This window comes from Roseibium sp. Sym1 (assembly GCF_027359675.1).
Lineage (GTDB): Bacteria > Pseudomonadota > Alphaproteobacteria > Rhizobiales > Stappiaceae > Roseibium.
This window is the reverse complement of record NZ_CP114786.1, coordinates 3565271-3585750: the sequence shown is the minus strand read 5'-3', so window position 1 is coordinate 3585750 and position 20480 is coordinate 3565271. Positions and strand designations below refer to the sequence as shown.

Below are 20480 nucleotides of genomic sequence, written 5' to 3'. Positions count from 1 at the left end.
CCACCCCAATTTAACCGTCTGGTACATTTCGCTTGACGGAATTAACTGACTGGTACATTTTGACCCCAAGGAGACGCGATCTCCATTGGCAACACCCCTTTGAAGGGGCGGACAAAAAAGGTTTCTGGGAGGAGCCTGGGTGAAGGCAGACGGCAACATCTTGCTGGCCGGTTTGATCGGACGCGGCATCGCGCGCTCCCGAACACCGGAAATGCACATGAGCGAAGCGGCCGCTCAGGACATGCGCGGCGTCTATCGCATCATCGATGTCGACACGTTTCCCGCGAACCGCCAAAACCTGGAAGTCATTGTGCAGGCAGCGGAAATGACCGGTTTCTGCGGTCTCAACGTCACTTACCCCTTCAAGATGGAAGTGATCCCTTTCCTCGACCAGCTGTCGCAGAACGCTGCGGCAGTCGGGTCGGTCAACACCATCGTCTTCCGGGACGGCAAGCGGATCGGCCACAACACCGACCTGTGGGGCTTCGCGGAGAGTTTCCGGCAAAACATGCCGGACGCGTCCCTGGAGACGGTGTTTCTGATCGGCGCGGGCGGCGCGGGCGTGGCTGTTGCCCATGCCCTGGCGGATTGCGGCGCCCGCCGCCTCAGGATCTTCGATCTCGATCCGGCACGCCGCGACCAGCTTGCGGCCCAGGTCCGGGAAAATCGGCCGGGTGTCTTCGTCGAGACGGTGGCCGCGATTGACGAAACTGCGACCGACGGTCTGTCGGGCCTGGTCAATGCCAGCCCCGTCGGCATGGCCAAGACGCCGGGAACGCCATTCCCGCTCCCTCTTCTGCGGCCCGACTTGTGGGTCGCCGACATTGTCTATTTCCCGCTGGAAACGGAATTGCTGGCGGGCGCGAGAAAGCTTGGATGCCGTGTCCTGCCCGGATCGGGCATGGCGGTCTTCCAGGCCGTACGGGCCTTTGAGCTCTTTACCGGTCGGCGAGCCGACCCGGATCGGATGAAGGCGGCCTTCGATGCCTTCGACACCAGACCGCAGGCAACTGTGGATGCCTAAACGCAATCGGGAGGATATCATGCGTTTCAATTTCTCTACCCTGGCAGCAACTGCCGTACTCACGCTCGGCCTCGCCGCCACGGCCCAGGCCCAGACCATCCGCGTCGCCCATGTCGACCCGGATGAGTGGACCGCGTCCAAGAAGGGTGCCGCCGCCCACATCTTCAAGAACATCGTCGAAGGGGAAACCGACCTGACGGTCGAGTTGTTCCCGGCCGGAGCGCTCGGCAACGAGGACGAACTGGTCGCCCAGGCCCAGGACAACCTGACCCAGGTCGTACTGGTCTCCGGCGCCATGTCCAAGGCCTGCCCGGCGGCAGCCGTCCTGGACATTCCCTACACCTTCTCCTCGGCCACCCTTGCCTGGGACGTTCTCGACGGTGACTTCGGCGACGCACTGGCCGAGCACTGCCTTGCCCAGACCGGCCTCAGGACGCTCGCCTATGGCGAGACCGGCTTCCGCAACTTCACCAACGGCACCCGCGAGATCCGCTCTCCTGCCGATATGGAAGGCCTGAAATTCCGCGTCCAGCCGATTCCGCTCTACGTGGAAATGGTCAAGGGCCTTGGCGGTGAACCGACCCCAATCGCCTGGACTGAACTGCCGAACGCACTCTCCACCGGCGTTGTCGACGGCCAGGAAAACCCTGTCGGCGTGATCTACAACAACGGCCTGCACAAGCTGCAGAAATACATGACCCTTGACGGCCACGTCTATGCCGCCGACTTCATCCTGATCTCTGACGAGTTCTTCCAGTCGCTCAGCCCGGCCGAGCAGGCCGTGGTCGCCCGCGCCGCACGTGTTGCCGGCAACATGGGCCGCTCCATCCAGCAGTGGAGCACAGCGGACGGCGTCAACAAGGTCCAGGCCGAAGGCATGCAGGTCTATTCCCCGACCGCCGACGAAATCGCGGCCTTTGCCGAAAAGGCACAGCCGGCCGTGGTTGAATACCTGCGCGGAGAACTGGGCGAGGATGCCGTCTGGATCGACCGCCTTCAGGAAGCTGTCGCTTCCGAGAGCCAGTAACCCCAAACACGGTCTCCCGGACCCGGCGCGGCCCGGGAGACTGCCAGGGCCAAAGACATGAAAACGCTCAATGCACTTGCCGGACGCCTGTTCGCGTTCGGCGCCGGACTTTCGATGGCTCTTGTCTTCGCCATCATCTTCGTCAATTCGCTGCGGCGTTACACGGTCGGCCAGTCGGTTGCCTGGGGCGAGGAACTGCCGATCTACCTGACCATCTATGGTGTCATGTTCGGCCTGGCTCTGGCTTATCTCCAGGACAGGCACATCCGCTTCACCATCCTGACCGATTTCCTGCCTGAAGCCGCGAGAGACAGGCTCTTTGCCGCCGTTGATCTTGTGAGCTGCATCACCGGCATCGCGCTTGCCTTTTCCGGTCATGCCTTTGCGGTTCGCCGCGGCCATATCGACGCCTCGGGCCTCAAATCCGCCGGCAACTGGCTGGTCGACACAACCGGCATTGAAACCCTCATCTGGGTCTCGAAGGTCGGCACCTGGCAATATGCCATCACAATCGGCGGCGTGCTCCTGGCCGTTGCGGCCTTTCTGAAATTCATCGAGAGGATCACGTCCTCCAGGGCGGTGCCGGCATGATCTACGCTGTTCTTCTTATCGGCCTTGCCACCGGCGTTCCGATCGCCCTTGCCATCATCGCCGCCCTGCTGGTCTTCATGGGCACGGGCGAAGCCCCCTATTCCCTGCGTGTGGTCGCCACCGAAATGTTCAAGGGAATGAACTCCTTTCCCCTGCTGGCCATTCCGCTCTTCGTGCTGGCAGGCGAGGTCATGAACGAAAGCGGCATCACCGGCCGCATCATCGCCTTCGCAAACGTTCTTGTCGGGCGCCTGCGCGCCGGCCTCGCCCTGGTCAACATCTGGGCCTCGGTGATCTTCGCCGGTCTCTCCGGCTCCGCCGTCGCCGACACGTCCGCCATCGGCCGGGTGTTCATTCCCGAAATGGAGAAACACGGCTATTCGCGCCCCTTCGCGGCGGCGCTGACCGCGGCCTCCTCGGTGATCGGTCCGATCATCCCGCCGTCGATCCCGGTGATCATCTATGCCCTGATCGTCTCTGGCGTCTCCGTGCCTGCGCTGTTTCTCGCCGGCATCATCCCCGGCATCCTGCTGGCGATCTTCCTGTCGGGTTTTGTCATGCTCACCGTCAAGATCGACCATGGGGATCAGGCCGATGACCTTGTTCACGAACCGGCCAGCAAGGCGCTTCTCGGCGGCATCCTGCCGCTGTTGATGCCCGTCTTCGTGGTGGGCTCGATCCTGCTCGGCATCGTCACGCCGACGGAAGCCGCCAGCTTCGCCGTCGCCTATGCGCTGTTTCTCGGCATCTTCGTCTATCGCAACATCAGGCTCTCGGCCCTCCCGCGGCTCTTTGCCGAAGCCATGCGCGACAGCGCTGTCATCCTGATCATCATTGCCGCCGTATCCGCCGCCAACTGGCTGCTCACCTACAACCGCGTGCCCAACATGCTGACCGACTGGGTGCTGACCAATGTCGACAGCCAGACGGCCTTCTTGCTCGCAACGATCCTGCTGTTCCTGTTTGTCGGCCTGTTCCTGGAAGGCATCGCCGCCATGCTGGTGCTGGTACCGATCCTGCATCCGATCGCGGTCGGCCTCGGCATTGACCCGGTCCATTTCGGCATCCTGGTGATCTTCAACCTGATGATCGGCCTGATCACCCCGCCTCTCGGACTCTGCCTCTTTGTCGCAGAGGGCATCGCACAGGTGGGCATGGCCCGGCTGACAGCCGCGATCCTGCCGTTCTTCGCGGTTGAAGTGCTGGTTCTCCTGATCCTCACTTTCGTACCGGAGACGGTGATCTGGCTGCCAAGGGTGATGGGCTACTAGCCCGAGAAAGAGGTCCTCATGAAAACCGCCATCGCCACCGTCTCCATCGCAGGCGACCTCGCCGAGAAACTCAGCGCCATCGCAGCCGCCGGTTTCGACGGCGTCGAGATCTTCGAAAACGACTTCCTCGCTTTCGACCGCAGTCCGAAGGAAGTCGGCCAACTGGTGCGTGACCACGGCCTGGAGATCTCCCTGTTCCAGCCCTTCCGCGATTTCGAGGGCATGCCGGAACCGCAACGGACGCGGACCTTCGAACGGGCGAAGCGGAAATTCGACCTGATGCAGGAGATGGGCGCGGACCTGGTCCTGATCTGCTCGAGCGTGTCTCCGATCGCGCTCGGCGGCATCGACCGTGCCGCCGACGATCTTCGCGAACTGGGCGATCTGGCCGCCGGATACGGCATCCGCATCGGCTATGAGGCGCTGGCCTGGGGCCGCTTCATCAATGATCACCGCGACGCCTGGGAAATCGTCCGGCGGGCCGACCATGCCAATGTCGGCCTGATCCTGGATTCCTTCCACACACTCGCGCGCAAGACCGACCCGGACACGATCCGGGCCATCCCCGGCGACAAGATCTTCTTCGTCCAGCTGGCCGACGCGCCGGCCTTCAACATGGACCTGCTCTACTGGAGCCGCCATTTCCGCAACATGCCCGGCGAAGGCGATCTCGACGTCACCGGCTTCATGCGCGCGGTCGCGGCAACTGGATATGACGGCGTGCTGTCTCTGGAAATCTTCAACGACCAGTTCCGCGGCGGTTCGCCGAAATCCATCGCCGTCGACGGATACCGCTCCCTGCTCTACCTGATGGACCAGGTGCGGCGGACAGAGCCCGGTGTCAAGATTCCCGTGCCGGACATGCCGGAGCGTGTCCCTGTCGGCGGCATTGAATATGTTGAATTCGCCGCTGACCGGAAGGAAGCCGGGGACCTGACGGCCATGCTGTCGACGCTTGGGTTCCGGAAGGCGGGCCGGCACGTCTCCAAGGACGTGGAACTGTGGCGCCAGGGCGGGATCAACATTGTCATCAACACCGATCCCGGCGGTTTCGCGCACGCATCCTATATTTCCCATGGCACCAATGTCTGCGACATCGGCCTGAAGGTGGCCGATGCGGAAGCGACCGTCGCCCGTGCGGAAAGCCTCGGCGCCAAGACTTTTGAACAACCGGTCGGCCCGGGCGAGCTGAAGATCCCGGCGATCCGGGCCCTTGGCGGCAGCGTGCTCCATTTCATCGACGGCAGCCGGGAGCTCTCACAGGTCTGGGAGACGGAGTTCATGCGCGTTGAGGAAGGCTCGGGGACGACGGATGCCGGCCTCACCCGGATCGACCACATCGCCGAGACGATGAACTATGACGAGATGCTGACCTGGCTGTTGTTCTACCGGTCGATCTTCAACACCGACAAGACCCCCATGGTCGATGTCATCGATCCGGCGGGACTGGTGCGCAGCCAGGCGATCGAGAACGCGGACGGCACCTTGCGCATCACGCTGAACGGCGCTGAAAACCGCAAGACGCTTGCCGGACATTTCATCCAGGAAGGTTTCGGCTCCGGTGTCCAGCACATTGCGTTCGAGACCACCGACATCTTCGAAACCTTCAAGGCGCTCAAGGCCAACGGTTTCACCCCGCTCGCCATATCGCCCAATTACTACGATGATCTCGACGCCCGGTTCGGCCTCGAGGAACAGTTTCTCGAGGCGCTGAAATCTTCCGGCATTCTCTATGACCGGGACGAAAGCGGCGAATATTTCCAGCTCTACAGCCCGACCTACGGCGAAGGGTTCTTCTTCGAGATCGTCGAACGGAGGGGCGGCTACAAGGGCTATGGCGCCGCAAACGCGCAGTTCCGCATCGCAGCCCAGAAACGCCATTTCCGGGCCAGGGGCATGCCGGTGCGCTGATATGCTTTGAAAAAAGCGGCCCGGTACGAAACACGGTCATGCGGTTACCCGCAACCGTCGGCCGTGTTCGTACCGGGCGCATTTCCGGAGCTCTCGCCGGCAAGCGGTGGGCTTTGCCGGTTCAGTCAAGCAACGGAAATAAGGTGGGAGAGCGGCCACGTCCCGCCTGTAAGAACCAGGAGCCCTGGCCCCGGCAAGGTACGCGTTCGGTGCCGCGTCTCCGGATGTGCGGCGCCCGAAATACCTCCTGCAGACGAATTCGCAAGCGCAAAAAAAGCCTGTAGGATTTCAACTCGCCAAACCGGGGAGTATCCAGGGGGACAACATGCGCAAACCTGTCAAGGTGCACACGCCCAACGAGGTTGACGAGCGCCGGCTGCTGCGCGCCAGACTGTTGATCCATTTGCACGCGACCATCACCAGGATCCTGATGGATATCTCTCCGGGCCTGACGCTCGACGAAATGCTGGTGCGCGAGGCGGTGTATCTCGCCGACTACAAATCCGAGGAATGCGACCTGGAATATGTCGCGAGAAACGTCGGGATTTCAATGACTTCTGCCACGCGAAAACTGGCGAAGCTGGTCCGGATGGGTTTGATCGAGAAAACCAGGCGCGGCCGGAAGTTCGTCTATGGCACGCCACAGAAATATCTGGGAGCCCGCTACGAATACGAGGACGGCCGTCCGGTCATCGACAACGCAATCGATGAAGTCATCGGTCTCGTGGACAAGTTGGTGCGGTAAGCGAACTCACCAGAAAAGTGAGTTCGCCGCTGGCCCTGCAAAGTCCCGGCCCGCCTTATTGGCAGCATCCTGAAGCTGCCGCCGCGTTCGCCCCGCAGCAGCCGGCAGACGTGCCGCTCGCCATCGCCATGTCCAGCGCGGGCTTGCAATGCGCACGGGTGTTGCGCAGTGCGACGACGATCCGGCCGTCCCGCAGTTCCGGCGTCGCGAGCTGGTAGATCCGCTTGCCCCTGTTGCCGTGATCGAACTCGACCTGCAACGGAACACTGCCCAGGCCTGTTACCCTGGCCATGCTCTGTTTCAGGATTGCCGCGAACTTGCCGGCCTGCATGTGTCCGCCGCCCTCGCCATCCAGCAGCTGCAGCGTTGCCTCCGTCCAGTTGGACAGGCGCGCACCACAATCGATCCCGGTCACGTGCGCGAGCTTGAGCTCGGTGACATGATAGCCGTCGCCGATATCGCCCTGGTCGGTCGAAAATACCAGGGGCGCTTCGCCCGGCAGGTCTTCAAGGGTTTCCAGCAGGGTTTCGCAGGTCATGATCCATCCTTTCATTTCAAAATTAGTTGAAATATCTTGATGACACAAAACCGAATTCATTTCAAGAAAGTTTGAAATATGACTGAAGCCGATGCCCTGGCGGCGCTGTCCGCGATCTCCAGCCAGACACGTCTGCGGATTCTCAAGAAGCTCGTCGTGGCCGGCCCGGACGGTCTGACGGCCGGTGAAATCGCGGCGGATGTCGGCGCCACGCCGTCGCGGGCTTCCTTCCACCTGTCAAACCTCGCAGAGGCCGGGCTGGTAACGTCAAGCCGCCAATCGCGGCAGATTACGTACCGGGTCGATTTCGAGGCGATGGGCGGTCTGATCCGGTTTCTTCTGGAGGACTGCTGCAACAACAATGCAACAGTCCGGGCCTGCTGCCAGCCGGGTAGCACATGCTGACTCTCACAACCACCTTATGCCCGACCGGTCGGCAACTCCGCACCGCAGCATGCTGTCAGAAAACTTTTGCAAAAAAATTAGACTTTACAAAACAATAACTTGAACTCGCTTCCTGTCGAAAATAACACCCATTCTCCTTGCCTGCTGTTGTAATGACTCAGGCGTTTGTTAAGGTCCCGCCACCTTATGGCCGATGGGCGCGCCCTGTCTGCCGGACCGGATCGACACAGATCAATCGACCGGTTCATTCGCGGCCACCATGAGCTGCTGCGGCGCGCCTCTTGCCAAATGGTCCGGCACCCGGCCCTTCGCGCAAAGGGCTGTCTGAACACCGTCCCGTGCACCGCTGCACAATTTCGCCGGGCCTGAAACTGAACAGTTCCGAACCACGCCGCCCTAAACCTGGGCGGTGCATGAGCGCGTGCGCTCTTCGGCTCATAACGAGCCGGTTAAACCGACCACAAGGGAGAATGAATCCATGCAGGCACAGCAGTTGGCGACAAATGCCGAGTTGCAACTGGACGAGCAGGCGTATGGTCAGGATCCGATCGCGGACCGTGAAACGGACCTTTATCGCGGCGAGTACATCATGTCCTTCGTCGAGAAATGGGACGAGCTGATCGACTGGGACGCCCGGGCCGACAGCGAGGGCCAGTTCTTCATGGACGTCCTGCGTGCCCGTGGCAAGGAGACCGTCCTGGACGTGGCCACCGGCACCGGTTTCCACTCTGTCCGCCTGACCAGGGCCGGCTTCAACGTCACCTCCGCCGACGGCTCGGCCGCCATGCTCGCCAAGGCCTTCGAGAACGGTCAGAAGCGCGGCATGATCCTGAAAACCGTGCAGGCCGACTGGCGTTGGCTCAACCGCGACATCCAGGGCAAGTACGACGCCATCATCTGTCTCGGCAATTCCTTCACGCACCTGCATGACGAGAAGGACCGCCGCCGGGCGCTGGCCGAGTTCTACGCGGCCCTGAAACACGACGGGATCCTGATCATCGACCAGCGCAACTACGACGCCATGCTCGACAACAAGGACTATTCCAACAAGCACAAGTACTACTATGCCGGCAAGAAGGTGAAGGCCGAGCCGGACTACCTGGACGAAGGTCTCGCCCGCTTCAAGTACAGCTTCCCGGACGGCGCCGAATACACGCTCAACATGTGCCCCGTGCGCAAGAACTATATGCGCCAGCTCCTGTCGGAAGCCGGTTTCGAACGCGTCCGCACCTATGGCGATTTCCAGGAAACCTTTGCCGAGACCGACCCCGACTTCTTCATTCACATCGCGGAAAAATCCAGCCTGCACCTGGTGCGCTGGGGCGGTGCGCAAGCAGAGGACGGCAAGCAGGACATCCGCGAGGTCGCCGAGACCTATTACGACAGCGACGATGCCGACACGTTCTACAGCGTGGTCTGGGGTGGCCAGGATCTTCACATCGGCCTCTATGACACCACCAGCAACATCCGCGAAGCCTCCGACCTGACCATCGACGAAATGGTCAGGATGCTGCCGAACCTAGATGACAGCGCCAAGGTGCTCGACATCGGCTCGGGATACGGCGGCGCCATGCGCAAGGTGGTCAAGGAGACCGGTTGTGAAGCCGTCTGCCTGAACATTTCCGATGTCCAGAACGACACCAACCGCCACCGCAACGTCCAGCAGGGCTTTAAGGACAAGATCCGCGTCGTGCATGGTGTCTTCGAGGACATTCCGGAAAAATCGGAAAGTTTCGAGGTCGTCTGGAGCCAGGATGCGATCCTGCACTCCGACCAGCGCGATCAGGTCCTGAAGGAAGTCCACCGGGTGCTGAAGCCGGGCGGCCATTTCATCTTCACCGATCCGATGCAGGCCGACGATGCCGACCCCCAGGCGCTGCAGCCGGTTTACGACCGCCTGCAGCTCAACAGCCTTGGGTCCTTCCGCTTCTACCGCGAAGCGGCACAGGCGCTCGGTTTCGAGATCACCGAACAGCGCGACATGACCAACCAGCTTCGCAACCACTATAACCGGGTTCGCGAGGAACTGCTGGCCAACTACGACAAGCTGCGCTCGGAAGGTGCTTCGGTGGAGTATCTCGACAAGATGACCGCGGGCCTCAAGAACTGGGTCGACAGTGCCGATGCCGGCCAGCTCGCCTGGGGCATCCAGATGTTCCGCAAGCCCGAGTGACACCCTTGAACGGACACCGCCTCGAACGGGGCGGTGTCCGGCCTTTCCCGACAACCCGGCTTTTCCCCTTCCCAACAACAAGGAGTGCGCAATGACGCAGAAATCCTGGCTGTTCACCAGTGAATCCGTTTCCGAGGGCCATCCTGACAAGGTCTGCGACCGGATTTCCGATACCATCCTGGACGCCTTCCTCGCCGAAGAGCCCAATGCCCGCGTCGCCTGCGAGACGCTGACCACGACCAATCACGTCACCGTCGCCGGTGAAGTGCGCGGTCCGCAAAAGGTGCTCGACAGCGTCGAGGACCTGGTGCGCGAGGCCGTCAGGGACATCGGCTACGAGCAGGACGGTTTCCACTGGAAGACCATGGAAGTGGTCAACCGCCTTCACCAGCAGTCCGCGGACATCGCCATGGGCGTTGACGAAGGCGACAAGGGGGAAGAAGGCGCCGGCGACCAGGGCATCATGTTCGGTTACGCCTGCAACGAGACCGAAGAGCTGATGCCGGCTCCGATCCTGCTGTCGCACAAGATCCTGCGCACCATGGCCGAGGCCCGCAAGTCCGGCAAGGAACCGCGCCTTCAGCCCGATTCCAAGAGCCAGGTGACGCTCCGCTACGAGAACGGCAAACCCACCGGCATCGACGCGGTCGTCGTCTCCACGCAGCATGGCGAAAATGTCAGCCAGGAAGAGGTCCGCGAAGCGGTCCTGCCGTTCATCCTGCACGCCCTGCCGGTGGGCTGGACGGTTCCCGAAAACCGCATCTTTATCAACCCGACGGGACGCTTCGTCATCGGCGGCCCGGACGGAGACGCCGGCCTGACCGGCCGCAAGATCATCGTCGACACCTATGGCGGCGCGGCACCGCATGGCGGCGGCGCCTTCTCCGGCAAGGATCCGACCAAGGTCGACCGCTCCGCCGCCTATGCCTCGCGCTATCTGGCCAAGAACGTTGTCGCCGCGGGTCTCGCGGACAAATGCCTGATCCAGCTCGCCTATGCCATCGGCGTTCCGGAGCCGGTCGCGGTTTATGTCGACACCCAGGGCACCGGCAAGGTGGACGAAGTTGCCCTCGGCAAGACCCTGCGCGACATGGTGCGCCTGACACCGCGCGGCATCCGTGAACAGCTCGGCCTGACCAAACCGGTCTATGCCCGCACCGCCGCCTATGGCCATTTCGGCCGCGCACCGGATGCCGACGGCGGCTTCGGCTGGGAAAAGACGGACATCGCCGACGACCTCGCCAGCCACTTCGGCGCCCGCGCCGACGCGGCCGAGTGAACTGACCATGACCCCCGGCGCGGCCTGTGCCGGGGGTTTCTTCACTCGGGCCTAAGGTCAGGACTCATTAATTTGATTGAAATGGCGCAACAAACGGCGATGAGCTGCAAGGAAAAGCGCGATAAGCGGGCTTCCTGCCCGGTTGAGCGGTGTGACGCAGCAGATCGAAGCCGTTTTTGCCTCCGTCCGGGATAGGGTGAATTTGCCCGGCAACGTCGTTGCAAATCTTTGGAAACCGGACGGTTTCCTGCAGTTTTGCGCCTCGTATCCGAACAAATTCATCCCTACCATTTCAATCAAATTAATAGGCCCTGACCCTAGAACCGCTCCACATGCGGCCTGAGTTCAACCTCGTTGGTCCAGGCGCTGCGGTGCTGGTTGGCCATGGCCAGATAGGTTTCGGCAATCGCATCCGGGTGCAGGGTCTTTTCCGGATCGTCATGAGGCGCTCCGCGGGCCGGGTTGTGGATCGCTCCGTCGATGACGAAATGCACCACGTGGATGCCCTTGGGGTGCAGTTCCCGAGCCAGTGACTGGCAAAGGCCGCGCAGGGCGAACTTGCCCATGGCGAACGGAGCCGATTGCGCAAATCCCTTGATCCCGGCAGACGCACCGGTAAAGAGCATCGTCCCCTCGCCCTTCGGTTCCATCCGTTTTGCCGCCTCGCGGGCGACGAGGAACGCCCCAAAGGCCGTCACGTCGAGTGCAGCGTGAACGGCCGCCGGATCCAGCTCGGCAACCGGCCCGCGCACGCGGCCGCTCGGATTGTAGACAACCAGGTCCGGCGTCGCCCCGTCCTTGTCGAGAGCCTCGAACAAGGCCGCGACACTATCCGTCTCCGAAGCATCGCAGGCATGCGCCTTCGCACCAGTTTCCGCGCACAGGTCGGCCAGCTTGCCGGGATCGCGCGCCGCCAATGCAACGTCGTAGCCATTGCCGGCAAAAAGCCGCGCCAGCGAGGCACTGAGCCCCGCCCCCGCGCCGACGATGAGAGCGTTCCTTGTCATGTTGCAGCTCCTGTATAAACGGGTTTCAGCATGGTCATCAGCTGGGCCTGGATCGGCGCGACGGCCTCGTTGACCGCGCTTACCCCCATGTCGTGACCGACCTGCGTACGGATCGGCCGCGGCGCCGCCATCTCGACGAGGCTGGCGACCGCCACCGCGACATTGTTGGCGTCCGTGAGCTTTTCACCCTGTTCGAACATGCCCTGGAACATGCCGAGCAGCCTGTCACGCCCCCGGGAGAGATCGCCGTACTGCCCGACGGTCTCCGCGTCGGCCGGTGCCGGCGCGGTTGCCACAAGCTCGGTGCCGTGCCCGCTCGGTTCGACCAGAACCGATTCAATGCCGAATGGCTCCAGTTCGTAGTGCAGTGCCTCGCAATAGGCTTCCATCGCCCATTTGCTGGAACAATAGAGACCGAAATACGGCATGCCGAAACGGCCGGCCGCCGAACTCAGGCTGATCACCAGTCCGGTCTTGCGCTGCCTCATCGCCGGAAGAACCGCCCGGTTCATGCGCATGATGCCATAGACATTGACATCGAACAGGTCCCTGGCCTGTTCCAGCGTGAACCCTTCCGTGAGGCCGACCGGCATGACCCCCGCATTGTTGACAAGGACATCGATCGGACGCTGCGCCTCGATCCGCGCAACGGCCCCTAGAACGCTGGCGTCATCGGTCACATCAAGCTCCACGGGCAGGACCGTCCCCGGCCGGGAAGCCGCATGTGCGGCAAGCGCCTCGGCAGCCGCGCGATTGCGTGTATCAAGGTCGCGCATGCCCGCGAAGACCGTGTGTCCCCGATCGATCAGCTCCTTGGCGGTCAACAGGCCGATGCCCCGGCTCGCACCGGTGATCAGGACGGTTTTGGAAGACTCCATACTCAACTTCCTTCGTTCTTGAAGATTGTGCGCATAAACAGCGCCAGGGGTTCGTCGCTGCGGCTGGCCTTCATTCTGGTCAGCGCGCCGCTCCACGAATTCATCAGCCAGTCGGCAGCCTCCTCGTGAGAAAGATGCCCCAGCCCGATCCGCGACAGATCGGCCTGCCGCAGGCACGAGCACAGTTCCCGGGTGAGATTCTGCCAGTGGCGGTCAAGTTCGGCCTGGAAGGCGGGCCGGCCGCCGGCAAGTTCGGTCGACAGGTTGCACATCAGGCAGCCTTGTGCGTAACCGCGCTCCCTCATCATTGCGCGGGCCCCTTCAAAAAAGGCCTTCAACCGGTCGAGCGGATCGAGGGAGGTATCGGAAAAACAATCCCGGGCAAAGGCGAGTTGCTGCTCGTGATAGTGCTGCGCAACCGCGATCCCGAAGTCTTCCTTGGTGTCGAAGTAGTGGTAGAACGACCCTTTCGGCACGCCGCATTCCTTCAGCACGTCATTGATGCCGATCCCGTCGAAGCTGTTTCGCCGGATCAGGGTCATGCCCGCCTCCAGAAGGCGGTCTCTTGCCGCCTCGTAGGCAGCATCGTTGCGAATGCGCGCCATTCCTCTCACCCTCTCTGCCAAATCCAACCCCCGCAGCGGCACCGCCCGCTTGCATACAAGCGGCTCGCGGCCCCGCCTTTTTTGCGTGCATGCAGCTCTCGGTCCGGCCGTTCTTTCCGGTGGTCCCGGGAAGGGGCCGCCACCAGCCGGCCCAAGTCCCTTCCTCTGCCTCAAATTAAAAATAGACCGGTCTAATATTTATCGTCAACACCATCGGCTTCACAGATGCGTGTGCAACCCGAAAGCCGACAGCCCAGGCTAGCTCGGCTGCCTTTCCGGCAACAAAAAACCCCGCGCTTTCGCACGGGGCCTTGATGAAACGCTAAGGGATCGAACAGCTTCGGCGACCCGCGCAAGGAAGGTGCGCTCAGGCCTCTTCGGGCATTTTCTCGCCACTTCCTTCCTTCACCTGGTCGATCCAGTTCTGAAGATTGTAATAGGTGGTGATGCGGGCGATCTTGCCATCGCGGATCTCGAAGAAGCTGCCGGCCGGTAGCTTGTAGGTCTGGCCCCGGGCTTCCGGCAGGCCCGTATCGGTGTCGATATAGCTGCCGTTGACGACAAACTCGGCTGCCGCCCGCGTGCCGTCCTCGTTGACGAACAACTCGATATCGGTGAGCCGCTCCTTGTAGCAGCGGGTCATGTGGACGTTGAAGGACCAGAACTTGTCCTTGCCGACACGCCGTTCGCCCTGGTTGACATCATGGATCAGATCGTCGGCCACCAGGCTTTCCATCTTCTTGGTGTCGCCAGCATTGAAGGCTGCGAAATAGGTATCGATCAGAAACCGGGACTGCTTGTTGGGCATGGATCCTCGCTGCGGCAAGCTGCAATTTGGCGGCGAGTGTGCCTGTGAGCCGAACCTTGCGCAAGAGGGAGAGAGGATTGCGGTTTACGGTTCTTCACCGAAACCGCTTCAAAAACAGACGGACTCCCGTCAGCCGGATCTCCGCCCAGCCCCTGATCGTCCTCCTTCAGACATCTCACCAGCCTGATTGACGTCCCCGCACCAAGGCCACGAAACCTTTGCCCGGCCCTGCCATCGCCTTTAAAGTTTCCAAACTGCAACACACTGTTACTCAAAAGCACCATTTTAGTTCTATCGCTAAATTGCCAGTTGCAAGCACCCCCGGTTTGGCGTTATCACCTCTTCACCGGTCACCTCACCGGAGCAGACATTGATGGTCGGCCATTTTCGCCACCCGCATGATCCGGCCCTGCCGCTTCATGTCCGCATGCTGCCTCGGAAGATCGGACTGTCGCGCATGAAGTTCAACGGTTGAACGCCGGGCACTGTAGCCCGGAGGCAACAGGTTCGACTCCTGTGATGTGCTCCACGGATAGCTCAGTTGGATAGAGCATCGGACATTTAATCCGACGGTCGCGGGTTCGACTCCCGTTCCACCTCCCGGTTAACACCCGGACTGGCCTGATACGCCAGCAGCTTTCCAAGCTGTCTCAAATGCGGGCCCTGAAGAGTGCTTGCGGAAATGAGTGGGGATATCGCTTTGGCGCGTCTCTCTCATGGATGCCAGGCCGCCTCGCCCGGCCTTCGGTGAAGGCTGCGCCGCGATTGCGCCGGAACCGCCTGATTTCGATCGGGCGCGCCTCGCCCTTTCGCCGCCAGTCCCTCTGGCCCAAGGTCCGACGGGAGACCTCGTGCTCTCTTCAGGTCTCAAAGATTTTGATTTTTCGCCCCGGCGGCTCCATGGGAGTAGCCGGATCCCTCAACCTCCAACCGACATCAACCCGAAGAAAGGAACCCAAGTGCCTTAGCACCAAGGAAGGATTATCGACATGACGACTTTTCTCGACAAGATCCGCGGTCGCACCCGCGTAGTGATTTCTGAAACCGAACGGGCCCTGCACATCTGCAAGGGCGAGCTCCGGGGCATTCTCGGACCGGGGGAGCACAGCCTGACAAACGGCCGCGGTACCCTGGTGGTCGAGCGCCACGCCCTGGCGGGTGTAGAGTTTCGGTCGACCTTCGAGAAGGCGCTGTTCGATAAGCTTCCGCAGGTTGCTGACCATCATCTGACGGTGATCCGCACCAACCCGGGCGAAGTGGCCGTCGTGGAACGGGACAACCGGATCCACACCGTGCTTGGCCCGGACCAGCGGTATGTGGTCTGGACGGACGCTGGCCCCTGGACCTGGACGACCATCGACGTGGACGCTGAGCCGGAGCTGCCGCAGAAGCTGAAGCGCCGGCTGACCGATGCCGGTCAGACCCGGCAGATCGAGACCGCAACGGTCGCCGAAGGCCAGGTCGCCCTGCTGTTCACCGACAGCGTCCTGACCAGGGTGCTCGAACCGGGTGTCTACGCATTCTGGAAGGCGGGCCAGAGCGTGACCAAGAAGGTCATCGACATGAAGCGTCAGGCGCTCGACGTCACCGGCCAGGAAGTGCTGACCCTCGACCGCGTCACCATCCGGATCAACCTTTCCGCGGACTACCGCGTGGTCGATCCGGTGAAGGCAGCGACCGAGGTCAAGGACTTCGCCGATACGCTCTACCGGGCGCTGCAGCTTGTGTTCCGCAAGCAGCTCGGCGCGCTGAAGCTTGACCAGATCCTTGAACGAAAGGGTGAGGTCAACGCGGAAGCGGCCACAAAGATCCGGGCCGACATGGCGGAAATCGGCGTCGAGATCTCCGATATCGTCCTGAAGGATGTGATCCTGCCGGGCGAAATGCGCGAGATCCTCAACAAGGTGGTGACGGCGGAAAAGGAAGCCGAAGCCAACGTGATCCGGCGCCGGGAAGAAACGAACGCAACCCGTTCGCTTCTGAACACGGCCAAGGTCATGGCCGAAAACCCGGTCATGCTGCGGCTGAAGGAGCTGGAGGCGCTCGAAGCCATTGCCGGCAAGGTGGACCGCCTGACGGTCCACAACGGGACCGGCGGGCTGATGAACGACCTCGTCCGGCTGCGCGACAACAGCGCCGAGTGAAGACGGGACGGCGCGGGGACACCCGCGCCGTTTCCGTTTACGGTCTAACAAACCCGGTGTTGGCTCCAAACTGCAGCGTCATCCTGAGGAGGACCGCCAGGTCCGTCTCGAAGGATCGGAAACTTGTTCTTGAGCGCGCCGCCCACCCTTCGAGACAGCGCTGACGCGCTTCCTCAGGATGACGAGGTGATTGGGGTGGCGGATGACCAAATCCTTTGTCGTCCCGCATACGCGGCGCGGCGCTATATTTCATTACGATTGCCTTTGCACCTTTCAAGAAAAGACAATGAAAACAGACATAAAGATTTCCAAACGCCTGTCTCTCTGGCTGCGACATCAGCCGGCGGACGCGGGGCTTGTGCTTACTGGCGACGGCTGGGCAAGCGTCCCCGAGATCCTGAACGCCTTCGAGCGCAAAGGCCTTGCCTGCACCCGCGAGCAGTTGCAGCGGGTGGTCGACACCAACGACAAGAAGCGCTTCGAGCTTTCCGGAGACGGCACCAGGATCCGTGCCCGCCAGGGCCATTCCGTGGCGATCGACCTGGGCCTTGCCCCGCTCGCGCCGCCGCAATACCTGTTCCACGGCACCGCCACAAGATTTCTGTCGCCGATCCTGAAGGACGGCCTGAAGCCCATGAACCGGCACCACGTGCATTTGTCCGCGGACACTGCCACCGCGACCAGGGTCGGCTCCCGCCACGGCAAACCGGCCATCCTGAATGTGGCGGCCGGGTCCATGCACGCCGCCGGGCATGTCTTCTTCCGGACTGAAAACGGGGTCTGGCTGGTCGAACACGTTCCGCCGGCCTTTCTGGAACTGGTGCAAAGCTGAGATCGGCTATTTTTTATGCAACCGCTTCCGGCTCCTCCAGCCCGCGCGTCAGCCGCTTGATCACGGCGGAGGTCAGCACGGCGTCCTCGCCGTTCTTCAACAGCGTCAACGCCATCTTTTTCTCGCAGAAGGCTGCCAGCGGATCCGGCAGGCCGGAAAGGTCTTCGCCGCCCTCCGCATCGACCGCCAGCAGCGCCTCGGCGAGCTCCGGATCGCGTGTCAGCTCGTCGGCAACCGCCGGATAACATTGTTCCAGGATGGTCCAGCGGGTCAGCACGTCATAATCGAGCGCCTGACGCTCCAGGATCGCGGTGGCGACCGCCATGCCGAAGGCATTGATGATCCGCTTGATGCCGCGAGGATTGTCGGGCAGCAGCTCAAGATAGCGGAACAGGAAATGCTCCGCTTCCTTGCGCGCGGTTTTGGAGGTCGTGTATTCCAGCGCCAGCGCCGCCTGGTAGGCCGGATTGTCCTTCGCCTCGCCCGAGGACAGGGTTCTGACCGTCTCGTGGGTGAGCCCCTCGGGCTGGGACGAGCGGATGACACCGCGAAAATTTTCCACTTCGCGGTCTTCGGCAGCCTCGGCCTCTTCCGAGACGGCGTCGTCTGCAACGGGCTCCGCCGCTTCTGCGGCAACCGCAGGCCGCACGCCGGCCGGAGCGCTCTCGCCGGCAAGCCCGAGCCGCGCCTCAAGATACCGCTTTTTCCACGCCGCCATGCCCGGCAGCGGCACGTTGAACTGGAAGATCTTTTCCAGGAACTGGTAGCCGAGCGGCTGTGTCCGGTCCGCCGTCTTCTCGCAGAAGCTCGGATATTTGTCCTCGAAACTGGTCTTGATCCAGAACTTGTCCGCCGCGATCACGTAAGCGACTTTCCGGTGCCGGAAGGAGGTTTGCAGCCCTTCCAGAAATTCGACCACGAACTCGTTCTGGCAACGGTCGAGATCGTCGACGAAGATGCAAACCGGCGCATCCGCCGCCTCGATCATGTCCCGGAAGAGAACGGACAGTTTCTCAAGCGGATCACTGGCATAGTCGTGGTAGAGGGTCGCGCTTTTCGTGGAGCCGAAGAACACCTTGCGGGAATAGAGCGTCGCCGCCGTGATCACGGCAAGCACGCCGCCGACACCGCTGAGGATGCTCTTGGCGATATCGCCGCTGCCCGACCAGATCAGTGTCAGCACCAGCGACACGACCAGGAGCCCCGCCAGATAGGGCGGCGCTTCGGCCCTGAGCTGCCAGGCGCGCCACTCATGCCGCACCTCAGCGGCCCGCGTGCGGCGTCGCTGTTCGCTCAAGCGGTCCGACAGCTGGCTTTTCAGCGTCTTCAGGAAGGGCCACCAGGGCGGCCGCCGGTGTTCGTGCTGCCAGGCATTGAAATCGATCACCACCCAGCGCTTGCCTTCGGGCAGGTCCTCCGCCTCCAGGAACCCTTTCATGAAATGCAGGACCGTGGTCTTGCCCGCGCCCCAGGGCGCATGAAGGTTCACCGCCAGCCCGTCCGGCCCGCCGCCCTCATGCAGTTCGCCGATCCTGGTTGCCAGAACCTCGGCAAAGCGCTTGCGGCCAAGCTCGTCCTTGCGTGCATATTGGTCGAACTGGACGGAAACCTCGATCTTGGCGGGCGCTTGACCGGTCGCGCCAGGATCACCGCCCTCCGTCCGGGCTCCCTCGTCCTCAAGGCCTGCAAGCGTGCGGCCCTCGTCGGCCTCGAACGGACCTTCCTCGCCGTCATCCGCCTGGGACGACAACTGTCCTTCATCGACAATCTCGATGTCTTCCAGGGCCTCGACCGGTTCGCCCTTCAGCAGCCGGTCGATATCCTCCCAGACGGCCTCCGCGCTGCGATCCTCGGTTATGGCCCAGAATTCGTCCGGCTGGGACGCGATGGCGATATCCCTCCCTTCCCCGAAGGCACTGCGGGACTCGTCGCCCTCGAAGGGAACAAGCTCCTGGTACCAGCTGGCGATGATCTGCCCCGCAGCGGTCTTGATCCACTCGCTGTTTACAAACGCGTCGAAGGCACGATAAGCCCAGTCGGGCTGATTGGCGGCAAACTCCTTCGACCGCATTTCCTCCGGCCATAGCGGCTGGCGGATCAGTTCATCCGGCTTCATGCCGCCGAGGAGGCGCTGGCAGTCTGATGAGACGGTGCCGATCAGTTCAATCTGTATCTCCACAATGTCTGTATCATTTGGTAGAGCAGCTGCAGAGCCAGAGGCAGCCGTGGAAGCAGCTGCCGCAGCTGCAGCTGCGGCTCTGGCTGCAACTGTTTCGTCTCGCGCAGCTGCGCGCGCAGAAGAAGCTGCTCGCGCTGCAGCCACAGCCGCGGAAGCGTCCGACGTTGAAGCTTCGGTGTAAGCAGCGAAATCAGTCGCCACATATCCAAGCGCCGAATCTATTTCTTTCGATGAGTACTTGCGCGCCGCCCAAGAGATAAAACATGCACGGAAGGTCACCAAAAGCAGATTACTTACAAGACCATCAGGTAAATTGTTGTGAAGGTTCACCACACTCAGTGTGGCCGGAAACCCACGCAAAGCCACCCGAATAGCAACCACCTGCGCCCATTCAGGCGGCTTTTCTGCCAGAAACCTGCCGACATCATCCGGCTGTTCAAACGTCAGAGAGTCCACAGCGTCCGCCCCCAATTCCGGCCGACGACCAGCTTGGCAAGCCAACCCGCCGACGGCAACCACAAATTGGCACAACTCGGATACAACCACCCGCGCACAACAGACGCCCCTGCAGACACAGAGGGGGCTGCTGCGCATTGCTCCCTCCTCCTTCCGGGTCATCCCGGACCCGATCCGGGATCCACTCGTTGCCAGAGCCCTGATGCGTCTTTCCGGAAGAGGCGCGAGGCCCGAAGTCCCAGGACACGCCACCTTGTGCGGCGCGGCCAATGGATCCCGGCGCAAGGCCGGGATGCCCCAGGAGGCGGCACGAGAAGGCGTTTGAATGGGTTCATTCCGCTCAAGAACAGGTCGCTCAGGCAGCCCCCCCCAATAGGGAAGGTCCCACCCACGGCCTCATCCTGAGGAGGACTGCCAGGTCCGTCTCGAAGCTTGTGCCCGCGAAAGCGGGTAGGTCAGCCACTTGCTCCGGAGCATGTAATCCATCCTTCGAGACAGCGCTAACGCGCTTCCTCAGGATGACGACAGGGGTGAAAGCGCAGTCGTTGCTGAATTAAGAAATATTTTCCTTTCTTTATTTCCCGTCCCAGCATATAAAAATAAAAGA

At 61.9% G+C, this 20480-nt stretch carries 17 protein-coding genes and 2 tRNA genes; 13 read left to right on the top strand and 6 right to left on the bottom strand.

The genetic code is table 11. The features are described from left to right. Positions 1-139: 139 nt before the first annotated feature. The 6 genes from O6760_RS16230 to O6760_RS16205 all read left to right on the top strand — a co-directional run bounded on the left by O6760_RS16230 (position 140) and on the right by O6760_RS16205 (position 6569). A complete protein-coding gene (locus O6760_RS16230) occupies positions 140-1024 on the top strand; it encodes a shikimate dehydrogenase (RefSeq protein WP_269580756.1) in 885 nt (294 codons plus the stop codon). 19 nt (positions 1025-1043) lie between these two features. Beyond that, the gene (locus O6760_RS16225; protein ID WP_269580755.1) at positions 1044-2051 is read left to right on the top strand and encodes a DctP family TRAP transporter solute-binding subunit; all 1008 of its coding nucleotides are present in this window, start codon (positions 1044-1046) and stop codon (positions 2049-2051) included. Between the two features lie 57 nt (positions 2052-2108). After that, positions 2109-2642 (top strand): TRAP transporter small permease, encoded by a 534-nt coding sequence (locus tag O6760_RS16220; protein WP_269580754.1) that lies wholly within the window; start codon positions 2109-2111, stop codon positions 2640-2642. Then, on the top strand, positions 2639-3913 hold the full coding sequence (locus O6760_RS16215; protein WP_269580753.1) for a TRAP transporter large permease: 1275 nt from the start codon (positions 2639-2641) through the stop codon (positions 3911-3913). Before O6760_RS16220 ends, O6760_RS16215 begins: the two co-directional genes overlap by 4 nt. Positions 3914-3931: 18 nt before the next feature. Then, a complete protein-coding gene (locus O6760_RS16210; protein ID WP_269580752.1) occupies positions 3932-5824 on the top strand; it encodes a bifunctional sugar phosphate isomerase/epimerase/4-hydroxyphenylpyruvate dioxygenase family protein in 1893 nt (630 codons plus the stop codon). Between the two features lie 325 nt (positions 5825-6149). Continuing rightward, the gene (locus tag O6760_RS16205) at positions 6150-6569 is read left to right on the top strand and encodes a hypothetical protein (RefSeq protein ID WP_269580751.1); all 420 of its coding nucleotides are present in this window, start codon (positions 6150-6152) and stop codon (positions 6567-6569) included. Positions 6570-6624: 55 nt separating this feature from the next. Here the strand turns inward: O6760_RS16205 and O6760_RS16200 are convergent, their stop codons facing one another. Beyond that, the gene (locus O6760_RS16200; protein ID WP_269580750.1) at positions 6625-7107 is read right to left on the bottom strand and encodes a DUF6428 family protein; all 483 of its coding nucleotides are present in this window, start codon (positions 7105-7107) and stop codon (positions 6625-6627) included. A gap of 78 nt (positions 7108-7185) precedes the next feature. Here O6760_RS16200 and O6760_RS16195 point away from each other — a divergent pair, with 78 nt between their 5' ends. The 3 genes from O6760_RS16195 to metK all read left to right on the top strand — a co-directional run bounded on the left by O6760_RS16195 (position 7186) and on the right by metK (position 10964). Beyond that, the gene (locus O6760_RS16195; protein WP_269580749.1) at positions 7186-7512 is read left to right on the top strand and encodes an ArsR/SmtB family transcription factor; all 327 of its coding nucleotides are present in this window, start codon (positions 7186-7188) and stop codon (positions 7510-7512) included. 478 nt (positions 7513-7990) lie between these two features. Continuing rightward, the gene (locus O6760_RS16190; protein ID WP_269580748.1) at positions 7991-9685 is read left to right on the top strand and encodes a glycine/sarcosine N-methyltransferase; all 1695 of its coding nucleotides are present in this window, start codon (positions 7991-7993) and stop codon (positions 9683-9685) included. Positions 9686-9776: 91 nt separating this feature from the next. Continuing rightward, a complete protein-coding gene (gene metK / locus O6760_RS16185; RefSeq protein ID WP_269580747.1) occupies positions 9777-10964 on the top strand; it encodes a methionine adenosyltransferase in 1188 nt (395 codons plus the stop codon). 317 nt (positions 10965-11281) lie between these two features. Here the strand turns inward: metK and O6760_RS16180 are convergent, their stop codons facing one another. From O6760_RS16180 to O6760_RS16165, 4 genes are all read right to left on the bottom strand, one after another. Then, positions 11282-11971 carry an SDR family NAD(P)-dependent oxidoreductase gene (locus O6760_RS16180; RefSeq protein ID WP_269580746.1) on the bottom strand — a complete coding sequence of 230 codons (690 nt, stop codon included), beginning with the start codon at positions 11969-11971 and terminating at the stop codon, positions 11282-11284. Then, entirely contained in the window at positions 11968-12849 is an 882-nt protein-coding gene (locus O6760_RS16175; RefSeq protein WP_269580745.1) for an SDR family oxidoreductase, read from the bottom strand. Before O6760_RS16175 ends, O6760_RS16180 begins: the two co-directional genes overlap by 4 nt. Before the next feature lie 2 nt (positions 12850-12851). Beyond that, positions 12852-13454: a TetR/AcrR family transcriptional regulator gene (locus O6760_RS16170; RefSeq protein WP_269580744.1), complete on the bottom strand. Its 603-nt coding sequence runs from the start codon at positions 13452-13454 to the stop codon at positions 12852-12854. Between the two features lie 367 nt (positions 13455-13821). After that, positions 13822-14262, bottom strand: coding sequence for a ketosteroid isomerase-related protein (locus tag O6760_RS16165; protein WP_269580743.1), 441 nt, complete (start codon positions 14260-14262; stop codon positions 13822-13824). A 453-nt stretch (positions 14263-14715) separates the two neighbouring features. On the opposite strand from O6760_RS16165, the gene O6760_RS16160 reads away from it, so the two are divergent. The 4 genes from O6760_RS16160 (at position 14716) to O6760_RS16145 (ending at position 17238) form a co-directional block, all read left to right on the top strand. Continuing rightward, a tRNA-Gln gene (locus tag O6760_RS16160) sits at positions 14716-14791 on the top strand. Position 14792: 1 nt separating this feature from the next. Then, positions 14793-14858, top strand: a tRNA-Lys gene (locus tag O6760_RS16155). Positions 14859-15251: 393 nt separating this feature from the next. Beyond that, the gene (locus O6760_RS16150) at positions 15252-16406 is read left to right on the top strand and encodes a slipin family protein (RefSeq protein WP_269580742.1); all 1155 of its coding nucleotides are present in this window, start codon (positions 15252-15254) and stop codon (positions 16404-16406) included. Positions 16407-16692: 286 nt separating this feature from the next. Further along, positions 16693-17238: an RNA 2'-phosphotransferase gene (locus O6760_RS16145; RefSeq protein WP_269580741.1), complete on the top strand. Its 546-nt coding sequence runs from the start codon at positions 16693-16695 to the stop codon at positions 17236-17238. Positions 17239-17251: 13 nt separating this feature from the next. Here the strand turns inward: O6760_RS16145 and O6760_RS16140 are convergent, their stop codons facing one another. Further along, positions 17252-19417, bottom strand: coding sequence for a KAP family P-loop NTPase fold protein (locus tag O6760_RS16140; protein WP_269580740.1), 2166 nt, complete (start codon positions 19415-19417; stop codon positions 17252-17254). Between the last annotated feature and the right edge of the window lie 1063 nt (positions 19418-20480).